14 protein-coding genes are annotated in these 15,268 nt (G+C 63.0%); 12 read left to right on the top strand and 2 right to left on the bottom strand.

Annotated features, from left to right (window positions below; all coding sequences use genetic code 11):
• The first annotated feature begins 16 nt into the window (after nucleotides 1–16).
• From ACUN0E_RS03925 to ACUN0E_RS03895, 7 genes are all read left to right on the top strand, one after another.
• The gene (locus tag ACUN0E_RS03925) at nucleotides 17–703 is read left to right on the top strand and encodes a type III secretion protein HrpB4 (RefSeq protein ID WP_408224174.1); all 687 of its coding nucleotides are present in this window, start codon (nucleotides 17–19) and stop codon (nucleotides 701–703) included.
• On the top strand, nucleotides 700–1,635 hold the full coding sequence (sctL, locus tag ACUN0E_RS03920) for a type III secretion system stator protein SctL (RefSeq protein ID WP_445565720.1): 936 nt from the start codon (nucleotides 700–702) through the stop codon (nucleotides 1,633–1,635). Before ACUN0E_RS03925 ends, sctL begins: the two co-directional genes overlap by 4 nt.
• Nucleotides 1,632–2,993, top strand: a complete 1,362-nt coding sequence (sctN, locus tag ACUN0E_RS03915; protein WP_408334332.1) for a type III secretion system ATPase SctN — start codon at nucleotides 1,632–1,634, stop codon at nucleotides 2,991–2,993. The genes sctL and sctN overlap by 4 nt, the downstream gene beginning before the upstream one ends.
• A gap of 38 nt (nucleotides 2,994–3,031) precedes the next feature.
• Nucleotides 3,032–3,562, top strand: coding sequence for a hypothetical protein (locus ACUN0E_RS03910; RefSeq protein WP_445565719.1), 531 nt, complete (start codon nucleotides 3,032–3,034; stop codon nucleotides 3,560–3,562).
• A complete protein-coding gene (sctT, locus tag ACUN0E_RS03905) occupies nucleotides 3,559–4,365 on the top strand; it encodes a type III secretion system export apparatus subunit SctT (protein ID WP_408224162.1) in 807 nt (268 codons plus the stop codon). Before ACUN0E_RS03910 ends, sctT begins: the two co-directional genes overlap by 4 nt.
• 338 nt (nucleotides 4,366–4,703) lie before the next feature.
• Nucleotides 4,704–6,074 (top strand): hypothetical protein, encoded by a 1,371-nt coding sequence (locus ACUN0E_RS03900; RefSeq protein ID WP_445565718.1) that lies wholly within the window; start codon nucleotides 4,704–4,706, stop codon nucleotides 6,072–6,074.
• A 168-nt stretch (nucleotides 6,075–6,242) separates the two neighbouring features.
• Nucleotides 6,243–7,640, top strand: coding sequence for a phenylacetate--CoA ligase family protein (locus tag ACUN0E_RS03895; RefSeq protein WP_408334321.1), 1,398 nt, complete (start codon nucleotides 6,243–6,245; stop codon nucleotides 7,638–7,640).
• A gap of 92 nt (nucleotides 7,641–7,732) precedes the next feature.
• On the opposite strand, the gene ACUN0E_RS03890 is transcribed toward ACUN0E_RS03895, so the two are convergent.
• Entirely contained in the window at nucleotides 7,733–8,104 is a 372-nt protein-coding gene (locus ACUN0E_RS03890) for a 6-pyruvoyl trahydropterin synthase family protein (RefSeq protein ID WP_408224153.1), read from the bottom strand.
• A gap of 639 nt (nucleotides 8,105–8,743) precedes the next feature.
• Here ACUN0E_RS03890 and ACUN0E_RS03885 point away from each other — a divergent pair.
• The 3 genes from ACUN0E_RS03885 (at nucleotide 8,744) to ACUN0E_RS03875 (ending at nucleotide 11,418) form a co-directional block, all read left to right on the top strand.
• Entirely contained in the window at nucleotides 8,744–9,304 is a 561-nt protein-coding gene (locus tag ACUN0E_RS03885) for an HrpB1 family type III secretion system apparatus protein (RefSeq protein WP_408519360.1), read from the top strand.
• Between the two features lie 162 nt (nucleotides 9,305–9,466).
• Nucleotides 9,467–10,177: a hypothetical protein gene (locus tag ACUN0E_RS03880; protein WP_445565717.1), complete on the top strand. Its 711-nt coding sequence runs from the start codon at nucleotides 9,467–9,469 to the stop codon at nucleotides 10,175–10,177.
• Nucleotides 10,178–10,479: 302 nt separating this feature from the next.
• Nucleotides 10,480–11,418 carry an alpha/beta fold hydrolase gene (locus ACUN0E_RS03875; RefSeq protein ID WP_445565716.1) on the top strand — a complete coding sequence of 313 codons (939 nt, stop codon included), beginning with the start codon at nucleotides 10,480–10,482 and terminating at the stop codon, nucleotides 11,416–11,418.
• A 27-nt stretch (nucleotides 11,419–11,445) separates the two neighbouring features.
• Here ACUN0E_RS03875 and ACUN0E_RS03870 read toward each other — a convergent pair whose 3' ends face one another.
• Nucleotides 11,446–12,372, bottom strand: a complete 927-nt coding sequence (locus ACUN0E_RS03870) for a LysR family transcriptional regulator (RefSeq protein ID WP_408224141.1) — start codon at nucleotides 12,370–12,372, stop codon at nucleotides 11,446–11,448.
• Between the two features lie 112 nt (nucleotides 12,373–12,484).
• Here ACUN0E_RS03870 and ACUN0E_RS03865 point away from each other — a divergent pair, with 112 nt between their 5' ends.
• Both ACUN0E_RS03865 and ACUN0E_RS03860 read left to right on the top strand, forming a co-directional pair.
• Nucleotides 12,485–13,918, top strand: coding sequence for an MmgE/PrpD family protein (locus tag ACUN0E_RS03865; RefSeq protein ID WP_445565715.1), 1,434 nt, complete (start codon nucleotides 12,485–12,487; stop codon nucleotides 13,916–13,918).
• Nucleotides 13,919–13,928: 10 nt separating this feature from the next.
• A complete protein-coding gene (locus ACUN0E_RS03860) occupies nucleotides 13,929–15,266 on the top strand; it encodes an MFS transporter (RefSeq protein WP_445565714.1) in 1,338 nt (445 codons plus the stop codon).
• Nucleotides 15,267–15,268: the final 2 nt, after the last annotated feature.

The raw sequence follows: 15,268 nt of genomic DNA, 5'->3' as shown, positions 1-15,268 counted from the left end.
GGCACAAGGACCGCATATGACCGATACGGAACGGCATGGAAGCGTTGCGGCACAGCTTGCTGACCGGCTTCTGAAGTATCAGCGCAACCGCCTCGCGCTGTTCGACTGGATTCATCCCGGTTGGCTCGACACGGAGCTGTTTCGACTGCCGCCCGAGGGCTCGCGGGGTACGCATTGGCGGCTTGCGCGCGGGGTCGATGCCTGGCTGAGCACGATGGGTGCCGCGGTGCCGTCGCTCGAGGCTTTTCGCGGCGAGCACGCGCTGCTCGGCGCGCTGCCCCTCGAGGACGCACTGGGCGCGCTGCGCCTGCGCGCGCTGTATCTGCGCCGGGCGGAACTGCGCTACTGGGTCGATCGCGAAAGCCGCGAACTGGTGCTGCGCTGGCTCGGCCGCCACGGCTCCGCGGCGCTGCGCTGGCTGATCGAGACGCCGAATGCACCGTCGCTCGACCGGCTGATGCGTGATCACGACATGCGGCCGCTCGACGAGCTCGACGATCTGGACCTCGCGTGGGAAGGCTATTGCCTGTTCGCCGACAGCGGGCTGTGCGAACCGTCGATGCCGGCGGCGCTGCTGCGCTTTGTGTGGGCGCAGGGCGTCATGGAGCCGCAATGGCTGTCCGCGCACGGGGCACGACTACATGTGGATGACAGCGACAGGGTCATCCGCCGACTTGGCGATTTTTTTGGGAGCGATACATGATGATCTGGCTGAGAGAACCGGTTATCGCAGGCGCAGGCGCCATGCTGCAACTGGGCGTGGGGACGAACGACGACATTGTGCCGCGCGAGGCGCTGGCCCAACTCGTCGAACTGGACGACGGCTTTATCGCGCTGCAGAACCAGCACGCCGAAATACTGGCGCGAGCTCGCGCCGAGGCGGCGGAGATCGTCGCGACGGCGGCGGCGGACGCCGCTGCGCTGCGTTTGCTGACGCAGCGTGAATTTGACGCGGCCCAGGAGCGCGGCTTCGAAGCGGGACGCCTCGAGGCCGCGGCGCAGTGGTATGCGCGCACCGCCGAACTGCTGGCGCAGCGGCGTGAAATACAGATGTCGATGCGCAACCGCATCGCGGGGCTGGTGGTGTCGGCGGTGGAGCGGATCGTCGTCAATGAGCATCCCGCCGCGATGTTCGCAAGGGCCGCGACTGCGGTCGAGCGCATTGTCGATGGCAGCAGCTATCTGCGCGTGCGCGTCAACCCCGACCAGCGCGACGCGGCCGCCGAGGAGTTTGCGCGTGCCGCCGCCGGCTGGCGCGAGAACGGTCGGCCGGTGCAGATCACCGTGACTGCCGACCGCGCGCTGGACGTTGGCGCATGCGTTTGCGAAACGGATATCGGCTCGATGGACGCAAGTCTCGGCGTGCAGATCGAAGCGGTGCGCGGCGCGGTCAATGCGGCACTGCGCCGTGCGCTCGCGCAGGATCGCAAGACGACCGGTGCAGCACCCGCGGACGGCGATGCGCAGGACGCCGGCGATACACCGCAAGACACGGGCGACGCGCAGGACACCGGCGACGCGCAGGCACCGCACGCCGCTCATGCCGAGCTCGCCTCGCTTGAACGGAACCTTCCCGACACGCTCACGCGGAGCGATCCACCCGCCGCCGACGCGCGCGTGCTGGAGCTCGCATGACCTCGTCTATCGCAGCCGATGCCGTCGTCGAGGATCTGGCGCAGCTCAATGTGCTGGCGGATTCGATCGAAGTGGAACTTGCGACTGGCGCGCAACCGTCGACGCGCGGCAAGGTACTCGAGGCGATCGGTACGCTGATCCGAGTCAGCGGGATCGACGTGCGCTACGGCGAACTGTGCGAGCTGCGCACGCCGCAGGGAGCGCTGATGCAACTCGCCGAGGTTGTCGGCTTTTCGCGCGACACGGCGTTGCTGTCGCCGTTCGGCCGGTTCGACGGTTTGTCGCGCGACACGCAGGTCATTGCATTGGGCAAGCCGCTCGCGATTCCGGTCGGACCAGAGCTGTTTGGGCGCGTGATCGACAGCACGGGGCGGCCGATCGACGGGCTCGCTGCGATCGAGACGCTCGACACCGCGCCGATCTATGCGGCGCCCCCCAACGCGATGAGCCGTCCGCTGCTGGATCGGCCGCTCGACACCGGCGTGCGGGTGGTGGACGGCATGCTCACGCTCGGCGAAGGCCAGCGGGTCGGAATTTTCGCGCCGGCCGGCGTCGGCAAGAGCACGTTGATGGGCATGTTCGCACGCGGCACTGCCTGCGATCTGAACGTGATTGCATTAATCGGCGAGCGCGGGCGGGAAGTGCGCGAGTTCGTCGAGCAGATTCTCGGTCCGGAGGGCATGGCGCGTTCGATCGTCGTGTGCGCGACCTCGGATCGCTCGTCGATCGAACGCGTCAAGGCGGCCTACGCCGCGACCGCGATCGCGGAACATTTCCGCGATGCCGGCAAGCGCGTGCTGCTGATGATGGATTCGCTCACGCGCTTTGCCCGCGCGCAGCGCGAGATCGGCCTTGCCGCGGGCGAGCCGCCGGCAAGGCGCGGTTTTCCTCCGTCCATCTTCGCCGAACTGCCGCGTTTGCTGGAGCGCGCCGGTCTGTCCGCGCACGGCTCGATCACGGCGCTCTACACCGTGCTGGTGGAAGACGAATCGGGCAGCGATCCGATCGCGGAAGAGGTGCGAGGCATTCTCGACGGCCACATGATCCTGTCGCGCGAGATTGCCGCGCGCAACCAGTATCCGGCAATCGACGTGATGGCGAGTCTGTCGCGGGTGATGCCGCAGGTGACCGACGCCGCGCATATGGGCGCGGCGGGCCACGTTCGGCGCCTGCTTGCCAGGCATCGCGAGATCGAAACCCTGCTGCAACTGGGCGAGTATCGCGCGGGCGGCGACCCGGTTGCCGACGAGGCCGTACGCAAGCACGATGCGATCCGCGAGTTCCTTTCTCAACGTACCGACGAGTTCAGCTCGCGTGCCGATACGCTGACGGCGCTGCAGGCGTTGCAACGGCCGTGACGGTCTGACTTAACCGCATACAACGCAGGAGTAACGGCATGGCCGATCCTCGCCTGAAGGCATTTGCAATGGTGACGCGGCGGCTGGACCGCCTGCAGTCAGGCTTGCGCGAGACGCTGGCGGCGCAGCAGAAACAACGCGACAAAGCGATTGTCGAGGTAGAGCGCCAGACCCAGGAGGTCGCTCGCGCGGCCGACGAACTGCGGGCGCACGAGGCGCGCATCGACGCGCTGCTCAACGGCAGCCGGGCGGTTCGCATCGACGACCTGCTGAGCTGGGAGGACCACCGGGCCCAGGCGGTGGAGCGGCGTGCGACGCAGGTCGGGGTGCTTGCCCAGTTGCGCGACGCGGTCACGCAAATCGATCTGAAGATCGCGCAGGCACGCACCGAGATCATGCGCAACGACGTGCGCCTCGATCACTGTAAGGAGCGCATCGCGAAGCTGCACGCGCAGGCGCAAACCCGAGCCGACGATATCCAGGACGAAGAGGCCGAAGAGGGTGTCGTCAACCGGCAGATCGCGCGCCGTGCGCAGGCGCGACGCGACGCGGGAGACATCGCGCGATGAACCAGTATCAGTTCGATCTCCTGCAGTATGGCGTTACCTTGAGGGAGATGCTGCTGCTTTGCGGAATCTGCAGTATCCGGCTGCTGGTCATCATGGTCATCTTTCCGCCGACCGGCGACAACGTTCTGCACGGCACCACCCGCTCGGCGATCGTGGCGGTGTGGGCCGCGTACGTCGCGCTGGGCCAGCAGGCGTCGCTGCCGCAACTGCACGGTTTCTTTCTGGTTTACGTCTGCGCGAAAGAAGCGGCGGTCGGGCTGGTGATGGCCTTCATTGCTTCGCCGGTGTTCTGGGTGGCCGAAGCGGTCGGCGCCTATGTCGACGACCTGACCGGCTACAACAATGTCCAGATGACCAACCCTAGCCAGGGGCGTGAGACTTCGCTCACGTCGACGCTGATGAGCCAGTGCGCGATGATCGCTTTCTGGACGCTCGGCGGGATGACGTATCTGCTCGGCGCGCTGTTCGAGTCGTATCGGCTATGGCCGCTCATGAGTGCGGCGCCGATACCGGGCGAACTGATTCAGGCATTCGTGCTGAGGCAAACGGACTCGCTGATGCAGTCGACCGCCAAGCTCGCGACGCCCGCGATGCTGCTGTTGCTGCTGGTCGACCTGGGTCTCGGCCTGATATCGAGAGCGGCTCAGAAGCTGGACCTCGTTTCCCTCTCGCAACCTATTAAAGGCGCGATGGCGGTGCTGATGCTGGCGCTGCTGACGGGCATGTTCATCGGGCAAGTGCGCGACCAGGTCGCCCTGTTGCATGTGGGCGAGCAGATTCGCGCGGTCGCGGGCAAGAAGTAGCGGATCGTGGGCGATTCGCTACGGTTCGGGACTGCTCCTGTCCTGTTGGCGAAGCAGTGGCGAGGCGTGCTGGAAAAACAGACGGCGGCGTCGGGCGTGATCGGGTGCGACGTGCGGCACAGATGAAGCTGCGCTTGCAGCGACAGAACTTCGCGCTGTGCCTAAGGGTTTGCTCCAGTACATGGAAGAATCGAGTATGCGATTACGGGTGGAACGAGAGCATGGGTCACGGTGACGGGGTTAGACGGTCAGATTCGAGTCATCGCGATGACGACGATGATCAGCACACCCGGGCACGTTCCACAGTGCGCGTGGAGTCCACTCGCAGGCAAGGGTGGGTGGAAGGGCCATTCGGATCGCTGCAGCCGCTCACGACGTCGCGCGAGTCTTCCCATGCGGGCGGGACGGTGCGCATACGGCAGCGCCGCACGGAGTCGCGGTACTCGTCGCTGGTCGTCGAGACGCCCGCCGAGGGCTACGTTCCGCAGACGCTGGCGCCTTCGCGGCGCAGGTCGGGAACAACGAATCGGTCGTCGCGCGACCAGGAACAACTTGCGCGTGATCTCGACGCGCTCCGGATAGGCGACCGTTTTGGGCCTCTGTCGGTGACCTACTCACCGGTTTCGCCGAGGGAAGGTTGGACAAGCCAGGGTTCCGAACCGCCCGGGATGCCGCGTGCGCCCGAGCCGACCTTTTATCATGTGGACATGCCGACACAGTTCGTCGACGACGATCAGTCGACGCTGTCGCGCTCGACTACCGGAACGGCGCTCCAGAGAGAGGACTCCATGGCCGCGCTGGTGCCGCAGCAGGATCCCCACGCGTATTCCGGTCTGGACTATTGGCCCACGATGGCGGCGAAGACGCACGGCTCGGCGTCGGTCTGGACTGTCAGTGTAGTGACCGATTCGTTGGTGTCGATCGTGACGAACTCCGCCATGATCGGCAGAAACAGCATCGCGTCGGGCCTCGAGGGTTCACTGGTTGCGAGTCTTCTCGAGTGCAGCTTCGATACCCTGATACATGCGGCGACGACGGCCGTCTTCAAGTTCACAGAGCCGGGGAAGAAAATCAGTGCGAAGATGCATTCGAAAAACGAATCACGTAAGGATGCGGTTAAACGGGTTCGGCTGACGGCGATGGGAATCAGCCTGGCGGGCGGCAGCAACCCGATGATGAAATTGGCCCTCCAGTTTGCTGCGATGGCGATGCTGAAACAGGGTTTCGACGAGGTATCGATCAACCAGGAAATTGTCAGCACGGCGGTTTCTTCCCTGCTCGCTGCGCATATTCTGGGGGCGGGTGCGTTCGCGCGTTACAGGAAAGACAAGACGTTCAAGGACGACGTCGATGAAGTCGCCGGAAATTTTGCCAAGGCGGTGCTCGAATGTCGCGATCAGTTGCGAGCCAGCTATGGGTCGGTACCGCAAGACGACAACGCGATGGAACTCGGCCGGATAGTGTGGCCGCAATCGCCGCAGGTGCCACCGTCGCCCGCGTTCCCGTCATCGCTGTCCCGCACCCCGTCCGTAGGCGCGTCGTCTGACACGGTGTTGCCGGCGCAGCCGCAATCCACGTACTTGCCGTCGCAATACCCGCAGTACCCGCCCTCGCAGTATCCCTATCCACCGGCACCGCAACAGCCGTCGCAAGATCCAGCGGAATCGTCGAACTGGTCATATGGCGACGGGTCGCAGCGGCCCGCATAACAGGCGGCCCGTTCTTTCCGCCTGAGCCGACCGTTTTCCGTCCGGCTCAACTTTGCGCGAATGCGCCGACGTCGGCGTGGATGCGTGAGTTTGAATAAACCGGTACGTGCCGCGTACGGCTGCGTGCGGAAGGCGCGCCGGTCGCGTTGACCTGGTTCGGAGGCCAGCATGAAACAAGACATCTTGCCAGCGGATATCGTTCACCGGAAACTGATGCAGTATCGATCGAACCAGACGCTCGACAGAAGCTCGTTCGAACGGGTTCAGCTAACCAGATTCCGCGCGCTGGTCGCCCACGCATATCGATGTTCGCCCTACTACCGGCGGCTCATCGACGAGCGCGCGATTCGACTGGACAGTTGCACGCCACAGGACTTTCCGGTTTTGACCAAAGCGCTACTGATCGCGCATTTCGATGAAATCGTTACGGATCGTTCGCTCGACAAGAAGAGCGTGCGGCGCTTTCTTGCTACCGCGACCGGGCCGACCGAACTGTTGCACGGCCGTTACATCGTGCGGGAAACGTCCGGAACCTCGGGCGAGCGCTTGCCCGTGGTGTCGTCGCTCGACGAATGCGCGGGTCTCGCCGCCCAGATGCGACGCTTCGAGCCCGACGACAGCAGCGGGGCGAGGTTCGCGTTCATCGGCGTCACCAATCGCTATGCGGCGAGCTATATCGGCGTATCACATCTTTTTCCCGCGCACGCTCCGCACGAATTCCTGCCGATCGACGTCGGGATGCCGTTGCCGACCATCGTCGAACAGTTGAACGACTTCAGGCCGAACGTGCTGTGTGGATACACGTCGGCAATTCTGGCGCTGGCGAGAGTGCCCGAGGCCCAACGGACGGCCTGTCGGCCTTCTTCGATCAATTGCGTCGGCGAAGTGATGCTCGCGCCGGTCGGCAGAGAGATCGAAAAGGCTTTTGCATGCCCGGTAACGAATGTCTATGGCACAACCGAATTCGGCGTGATGGGGATCGGCCAGGGCGAGCATATGCTGTTGCTGGAAGACGATCTGATCTACGAGTTCATGGGCAATTACGTCAATGTGACAAGCTTGAACCAGTACACGATGCCGCTTATCCGCTACACGCTTCACGACGCGCTGGCGAGGCGGTTCGACCGTAGTGCCGGTCCCTATACGGTAATTTCTTCGCACTTCGGCCGGGCGGAAGAGGCGGTTCGCCTGCTCAACGACGAGGGACGCATGGACGAGCTGAACGCACTGGCGATCATCGGTTTGTCGCTCGGTATCGACGGCATGTCGCAGTGCCAGGTCGTGGTTGAGGGAGAGCGGACGATACGTTTCAGGTTCTCTCTTGCGGATTCGCTGCAGGAAACGCAGAAGCGGAAATTGCGGGCGAAAGTGCGCGACGATCTGATGGCGATGCTGAAAATGAAAAGCATGACAAAGGTGTCGTTCTGGCTGGATGAATCGACTGCGTCATTTGCCGATCCTCTGACGGGAAAGACACGGCTGGTGCATTACGGGTCGGGGGAGCACACGTACTGTGGCGCACGCGCAGCCGTGCCGCAGGGCACGATGGCATCCTGCCGGTCGTAACGTCAGGGTTCAGGCTCCAGCATAGCGTGGCAGGTGAAAGGGTGTCCGACGGCGCGCGGGAACAGACATGGACCCGCGGTGTCCCTGTTGCGTCAACCGGGATGGCAGATCAACTGGCAACGGTCGCCACTCGCCGGACGTTCGATGCCGACCCGGACCACGTTCGGCAGCACGGCCGCCAGCTTTTTATAGATGTAGGCGCAGAGGTTTTCGAGCGTTGCCGGACCCAGATCCGGGACTTCGTCCAGAAAGCGGTGATCGAGTTGATCGCGCACCGTCTCGATGTGTTCCTTGAGTACCCCTAGATCGACGATCATGCTGGAGGTCGTATCCGGTGTGCCGCTCAATACCACTTGCGCATGATAGGTGTGACCGTGGATCCGGCGGCTGCTGTCGGTCCCGATGTCCCGATCGAGCGTATGGGCGGCTTCGAAGAAAAATTTCTGACTGAGTTCGTATCGCATATCGGCGCTCCGTGTGGAAAATGGACTGGGCTACCCGTGCCGGTTCGGCGTTCGAGCAAACGCATGTCGCCAATATGCTTCGTTCACCGGATCAACGCAGCGATGCAGCGAAGTGTGTCGCAAAGAAACGAAGGGGGTGCTTCTCCATCGCGCCTGTACGCGGACGCGCGCGTCGATGAAAAAAGAATGCCCGGTGTCCCAAAGCAGAACACCGGGCGAGGGCGGTGCGACCTTCGATCTGGGAGAGACCGTGGTGCCCGCCAAAGAGACCGGATTGCACTGTATCCAGGCTGAGTCGCAACGGATGCGCAGCAAGGCCCGGCTCTCGCCAACTATGCGAAGAACGTGCTGAAGGCGAAATGGATGCAACCGGCGGCCCGTTCGCGAAGCAGGCCCACGATCTTGCGATCTCCTCGCGGGTGCTGGGCGGCGACAACCTGCGCCCCTATGGCTAACGCGTAACGATCCACAATGTATGCCGGTTCGCATTGCGCGACAGCACTGCGCATCCACGGATTGTTGCCCGCTTTCCGCTCGTGAGAATGGAGCCGGCGAAAAGATCATTCCCAAAGCCATGGCGGACCTCATCGCGCAATGATGGTTTTAACGCCTATTGATCCAAGCGTTTCGAGACCCGATATGGCTCAAGATCACGAATACACAGACTGTAGCGAGGAGCTGACATGCGCGCTTGCGGAACTGTTGCGCCTGTCGCTCGTCGCACCGTTTCCGTCGATCCGCTGCGATCCCGGCGATGTCGACGCGTTACTCGAGGCGCTGCACGCGCTGCGTCCTGCACTGCTCGAATTCTATGCGTTCGATGGCTTCGTGCACGCCGCGCGCCGCGACTGGCATGCCGCAATCGATATGTTCGCTGCGTTGACCGACAAGTCGATAGGCCTGCCGGGCAACGCGGCGATGCTGATCTATTGCGTCGCGGCTAACGGGGACGCGCAATGGCGAGCGCTGTCGGACGACATGCTGAGCGTGGAGAGTCTTGCCCGCGAGGCTCGCCTGTTCGTCATGTCCGTCGTTGCGCACTACGACATGGCCGAGGCGCACAAGCGGTCGCTGAGGACCGGCATCCTTGTCGAACCCGAATCGATGCAGCGGCTGCGCCGCGAAACTATCGGCGCGAATGCTGACACCCCCGCCAGCGCCGAACGGCGGTCGCTGGCTGAGCACTATCTGGGGCTTTGAAATCGAACCGGTGCTGGCGGGTGCCGTTTCGTTTGCGCCGCACCGGCTTCGCTTCGGCGCAGTCGACAGCGGTGGGCGACGAATAGAGTAGGAGGTGCAAATCAAGCCGCGGGCCGGATTGCGCCTGCATTTTCAAATTCTGAACCGCTAGTGAGCCATACTATGGATATAGTCAACACCACTTACGAACCGCCACCGTCAGGCGGAGCGTACACGCCGGAATCGACGCCGTTCTCGGAAACCCAGGGCGGCTCAGGGTCCTTCCCGGACGAAAGCGAAATCCAGGGATGGGTAAGCCAGATGTTCGGCGGCGGCGGTGGTGGCAGCAGTTGGTTGGGCATGCTGCAACCGGCCGGCGAGAATAACTCGGCCTACCAGAGCGCGCTCAGTCAATGGCAGAAGACCGATCCGAGTGCCGCGAACCAGTTCAACTCGAACGCCAGCAATTCCAAGGACAAGAAGGCGACGATCAATAACCTGCAAATGGCGATCAACAAGGGAGAAATTACCAGGCAGCAAGCCTCCATCCTGTTGACCAAGGGACCGGCGGCGGGCGAATACAACTTCAACTCGAAAGGTCACACCGGTACGTCTGCGGGCGCCTATGCGATTGCGAATCAGACCGGGGGACCGCTCGACGGCGGTTCGTCGGATCCGAAGAAGTACGGCCGCGAGTATGACGCGTCGCAGGTGCTGTCCCTCGGGGGCTTACTAAAGAATCCGATCAGCACGCTGCTCGATCCGACCGTCAGCCACTCGTTCAGCAGCGTTATGGGCTCGGCCTTCAGCATGCTCAATCCGATAGGATCGATGCTAGGATCGGCCATGCCCATGATGGGCGGCATGGACAAAATGCTGGGTGGCCTGTTCTAGGACGCACGGGGCGAAGCGCGCAACAGCTCGGCGCGACGCGGGAAAGGATGGACGTGCAACGGGTCGCGTCAATTTTCGAGGAGACCCGTTGCGCTGCCGAACCGGCGCCGGCGGCGCCAACCGACAGCGGCCCGTTTACCGCGCCGGGTGCGAGGTCCTTCAGCCGCAACGAGCTGCGGTTTATCTGATGGGTCTGAATTTGTCTGCATGAACATGACATCGCTTGCGCGGAGTGGCCCTTTTCGTCTCCGTCGCACAATTGACCCTCGACCTGCAATCGGTCGGAGCCGCTTAAAGATCTCATGAAAATCAAAGCCAACGGTCTGGACATCGAAGTCGAAGACTCAGGCCATGTCCTGAATGCCGCAGCCGATCCCGGACCGGCGGTCCTGCTCATCATGGGGCTTGGAATGCAACTGATCGCCTGGCCTCCCGAGCTGGTACAAGGCTTTGTGAATGCGGGGTATCGGGTAGTACGTTTTGATAATCGCGATATCGGTCTGAGCACTCGTTTCGACGCCGCCACTCTGTCATTGAATACGATACTCGGCGCCAATGGAGCGACGCGACCGCCACCCTATACCTTGAATGACATGGCTGCCGATGCGGTGGGCGTACTGGATGCTTTGCAGATTCAAAAGGCGCACGTGGTCGGAGTCAGCATGGGCGGTATGATCGCCCAGCGCATGGCACTGAATGCGCGCAGCCGTTTGCTAAGCCTGACTTGCATCATGAGCTCAAGCGGCGCAACAGATTTGCCCCGCGGCAAACCAGAGATCATGCAGGCTATGCTAAGCGGGGCCGATGGCACGGACTTGCAAGCTACCCTGGAGCATGCGGTCAAGCTGGTGCAAGCCACCTCCAGCCCGGGCTTCCCACCGGATATGTCCCGGGTGCGCGATAACGTGACCGCAGCGGCCGCGCGCTGCCGCTACCCGCAGGGCGTGCTGCGCCAAGTGGCTGCGGCGCGGGCCGACGGCGACCGCACAGCAGCACTGGCAGGGTTGCGTGCGCCCACTCTGGTGATTCACGGCAAGGCCGATCCACTGATACCTTTTGCCTGCGGTGAAGACCTTGCGAGGCGGATTCCGGGCGCGCGTCTGGAGGCCATTGATGGCATGGGCCATGACTTGCCACTGGCCCTGATTCCCGGCCTGCTAACGCTAATGACCGGGCATTTTGCTGCGCACTCGAAACCTGAACAACGCGCGTCGGTCGTTATCGAGGCGAGGCGCGCGTGAGAACGCGCAGGACAAAGCGCATCCGGTTCATTCACCAGACAGGTAGGACGCATCAAGCGGCGCCATGCGCCGCAACGTCAGCCTGAAATCCCGCGCTACGGGCGACAGCGTGCCCTCGCGCCGGCGGATCAGACCGATGGTGCGCGCCACCGTCGGTTCGACCAGCGGGCGGATTGCGATACGCGCTTGCGTGTCGCGCGGCATCGCGCAGCGCGGGATGATCGAAATGCCCAGGCCGGCTTCGACCAGGCCCAACGACGTGGTCAGATGCTCGATCTCAATCAACCGGTCGGGCCGCCAGTCGATATCCCTGAGTGCCGCATCGAGCATCCGGCGATTGCCGCTCGTCGTGCCGGACACGATCAACGGCCATGGCCGCAACTCCCGCCATGCAACGGTTTCGCGCGCGGCAAGCGGATGATCGATGGGGCAGGCGAGCACATAGGGATCGGTGAGCAGTTCGTCGATCGCGAGTTCAGGCGTTTCGTTTACCAGAAAGGCAATGCCGAATTCCGCGTCGCCATCCGATACGCGGCGCGTCACGGTCGCCAGATTTGTTTCGATCAGCCGCAAACGCACTTCGGGGCGCCGGCGGTGATAGTTGCCAATGATCTTCGGTAGCAGGAATTTGGCGACCGTCGGGATGCACGCGATCGTCAATTGCCCTGAGTGGCGGCGGCTCGCTTCGGTGACGAGCTGCAGCGACGCTTCCAGTTCGCGCAGTACGCTTTGCGCGCGCGGCAGGAACAGTTGGCCTGCCTGCGTCATCACGACGTTGCGCGTGGTGCGTTCGAACAGGATCACGTCGAGCGCTTCTTCCAGCCGTTTGATGCGCCGCGTCAAGGCCGATGCAGACAGGCTCAATTCGATCGCGGCATCGTGAAACGAGCCGTGCACTGCGACCGCCACAAACGCTCGCAGTGCATCCAGATCGACCCCGGGAAACTGGTTCATCGTAGTCCGCCAACTATTGCGTGTGACGCAATAATAATCACGTGCTGTGCAATTCACAAATCCGTCGATGCTGCGGATACTGAACACACGACATGACTACAGCGAACCCGTGATGAACCAGCACAACGACATTGGCACAAACCCTTATACCGGCGGGGTCGCCGCTTTCGTCGCAGGCTTGCAGTACGACGCGATCCCCGCGCCCGTGCTTGAGCGCATCAAACTACTGATACTCGATTCGCTCGGGTGCGCGATCTATGGCGCCGCGTTGCCGTGGAGCCGGATTCTTGCCGACACGCTGAGCCGCGTCGACAGTACCCAGGGGAGTACGGTGTGGGGCACGTCGCTGAAGCTGTCGGCGCCGCATGCGGCGCTCGTCAACGGCACGCTGGTGCAGAGTTTCGAACTGGATGACGTGCATCGCGTCGGCGTGCTGCATGTCGGCGCGGTGACGTTGCCGGCGGTGCTGGCGGTTGCCGAACAGCAGCGCATGAGCGGTCGCGACTTTCTGCGCGCCTGTGTGGCGGGCTACGAAATCGGTCCACGCGTGGGCATGTGCATGGGACCGGAGCATATCGCGCAAGGCTGGCACTCGGGCGCGACGGTCGGCGTGTTTTCTGCGGCGGCGGGCGCGGCGGCGGCGCTGAAGCTGAATGTGGAGCAGACCGTGCACGCGCTCGGCATAGGCGGGACGCAAGCGGCGGGGCTGATGGCCGCGCAGTTCGGTGCGATGGTCAAACGGATGCATGCGGGACGTGCGTCGCAAAGCGGTTTGTACGGCGCGTTGCTCGCGCAGAACGGCTTTACCGGCATCGTCGATGTTTTCGAAAATCCTTACGGCGGTTTTTGCAGCACGTTTTCGCGCTCGGACGATCGCTTCGATCTGTCGCAACTCGTCGATGGCCTTGGCGAGCGCTTCGAGACGATGCGCATTGCGCTGAAGTTCTATTCATGCGTCGGCAGCAACCACACGACACTCGATGCGATCCGCGTGATGCAGGGACGCCATCCGTTCGGCGCGTCCGATATCGAGCGCATTGTCGTGCACGGCTCGCGCGTGACGGTCGATCACGTCGGCTGGAAATATGCGCCGCAAGGGCTGACGTCGGCGCAACTGAACCTGCCGTATTGCGTCGCCACACTACTGCTCGAAGGTGACGTATTCGTCGACCAGTTCACCGAAGACAAGGTCGCGGACCCGCAGCGCATGGCGCTAGCCGAGCGCGTGCAGGTGATCGAGGATCCAGCGATCACGGCGCGCGGTTCGACATTCAGGCATATGGTACGCGTCGAAGCGTTCCTGCGCGACGGCACGCATCTGGAGCAAACGGTTGAAGCGCAGCGCGGCAGCGAGCATGCGTTTGCGAGTGCTGAGGAGATCATCGACAAAATGAAAAAGCTGGCCGGCCATCGAATCGACGCCGCGCACGTGCAACGTATCGTTGACTGGGTGCTGCATGCCGAAACGATGCCGGACGCGAGCGAGCTGGCGCGCCTGCTTGCCACCGATATCGTCGTCGCCCCTGTCACGACTGTCACCGCATAAGGCGCGAACCATGTCCGCGACGCCTCGTACGTTGAACCTGCCCGCGTCGAAAAGCGAACGTCGCACGCGGCTGCGGTCGATCATCGGCGGCAGCGCGGGCAATGTGATCGAGTGGTACGACTTTCTTGCGTACTCAATCTTCTCGATCTATTTCAGCAAGGCGTTTTTTCCGGGTGGCAGCCAGACCGCGCAACTGCTGAACGCCGCAGCCGTCGCGGCTATCGGCTATGTGGTGCGGCCGCTCGGCAGCTGGGCGATCGGCGCACTCGCGGACCGGCGTGGGCGGCGCGTCGCGCTGAGCCTGTCGGTGGCGATGATGAGCGTCGGTTCGCTGATCGTCGCGCTGACGCCCACCTACGCGACGATCGGCGTCGCCGCGCCCGCGGTGCTCGTCTGCGCGCGCCTGTTGCAAGGCTTCAGCATGGGCGGCGAGGCAGGCACGAGCGCGACCTATCTGAGCGAAATGGCGCCAACCGGGCGGCGTGGTTTTTTTGTCGGCTTCGTGCAGGTCACGGTGGTGATGGGACAACTGGTGGCGCTTGCGTTGATGCTGGTGTTGCAGAGGCTCGCACTGACGCCGACGCAACTCGAAGAGTGGGGCTGGCGCATTCCGTTTGCGATCGGCGGCGTGCTGGCGGTGTTTGCTCTGTATCTGCGCCGCGGTATTGCGGAAACCGATGCGTTCGAACGACACGGCACCGGCCGCGCTACACAACAGGCTGAGCGCGGCAGCCTGCTCGTGCTGCTGGTCAAGCATCGGCGGCAAACGTTCTGGTCGATCGGCATCAGTGTGGGCGGCACGGTTGCGTTCTATACGTTCACGATCTATCTGCAGAAGTTCATGGTCAATACGACCGGTTTCAGCCGCAACGAGGCGACGCTGATTACGACGATCGCACTCGTGATTTATATGTTCTTTCAACCGCTCTTCGGCTTGCTGTCCGATCTTATCGGACGGCGGCCGGTGATGCTGATCTTCGGCATTGGCGGGACGTTCCTCACCGTGCCGTTGATGCATGCGCTTGGCGCCACGCACAGCGCGCTCACCGCATTTGCTTTGAACCTGGGCGCGCTCGCGATTCTGAGCGGCTTCTCGTCGATTCACTGGCTTGTCAAATCCGAACTGTTTCCCGCCAAAGTGCGTGCGCTCGGTGTCGGGTTGCCGTTCGCGGTGGTGTCGTCGGTGATGGGCGGCACCACTGAATTTCTCGCGTTGCGGCTGAAAAATGCCGGACACGAAGCGTGGTTTTTCTATTACGTCAGCGCGTGCGCGGCCGTATCGCTCGTCACTTATCTGCTGATGCCGGAAACGCGGCATCGCTCGATCATCGACGAAGAAGCGCACTAGAA

The sequence above is a fragment of the Paraburkholderia sp. D1E genome, from assembly GCF_052682275.1.
Note: the sequence above shows the minus strand (reverse complement) of the source record. Positions and strands in the feature narration are given on the sequence as shown.

Bases quoted from the DNA above. Each gene is read 5' to 3' on its own strand.
- ACUN0E_RS03925 (WP_408224174.1), top strand. From the start codon at position 17: ATGACCGATACGGAACGGCATGGAAGCGTTGCGGCACAGCTTGCTGAC.
- sctL (WP_445565720.1), top strand. From the start codon at position 700: ATGATGATCTGGCTGAGAGAACCGGTTATCGCAGGCGCAGGCGCCATG.
- sctN (WP_408334332.1), top strand. From the start codon at position 1,632: ATGACCTCGTCTATCGCAGCCGATGCCGTCGTCGAGGATCTGGCGCAG.
- ACUN0E_RS03910 (WP_445565719.1), top strand. From the start codon at position 3,032: ATGGCCGATCCTCGCCTGAAGGCATTTGCAATGGTGACGCGGCGGCTG.
- sctT (WP_408224162.1), top strand. From the start codon at position 3,559: ATGAACCAGTATCAGTTCGATCTCCTGCAGTATGGCGTTACCTTGAGG.
- ACUN0E_RS03895 (WP_408334321.1), top strand. From the start codon at position 6,243: ATGAAACAAGACATCTTGCCAGCGGATATCGTTCACCGGAAACTGATG.
- ACUN0E_RS03890 (WP_408224153.1), bottom strand. From the start codon at position 8,104: ATGCGATACGAACTCAGTCAGAAATTTTTCTTCGAAGCCGCCCATACG.
- ACUN0E_RS03885 (WP_408519360.1), top strand. From the start codon at position 8,744: ATGGCTCAAGATCACGAATACACAGACTGTAGCGAGGAGCTGACATGC.
- ACUN0E_RS03880 (WP_445565717.1), top strand. From the start codon at position 9,467: ATGGATATAGTCAACACCACTTACGAACCGCCACCGTCAGGCGGAGCG.
- ACUN0E_RS03875 (WP_445565716.1), top strand. From the start codon at position 10,480: ATGAAAATCAAAGCCAACGGTCTGGACATCGAAGTCGAAGACTCAGGC.
- ACUN0E_RS03870 (WP_408224141.1), bottom strand. From the start codon at position 12,372: ATGAACCAGTTTCCCGGGGTCGATCTGGATGCACTGCGAGCGTTTGTG.
- ACUN0E_RS03865 (WP_445565715.1), top strand. From the start codon at position 12,485: ATGAACCAGCACAACGACATTGGCACAAACCCTTATACCGGCGGGGTC.
- ACUN0E_RS03860 (WP_445565714.1), top strand. From the start codon at position 13,929: ATGTCCGCGACGCCTCGTACGTTGAACCTGCCCGCGTCGAAAAGCGAA.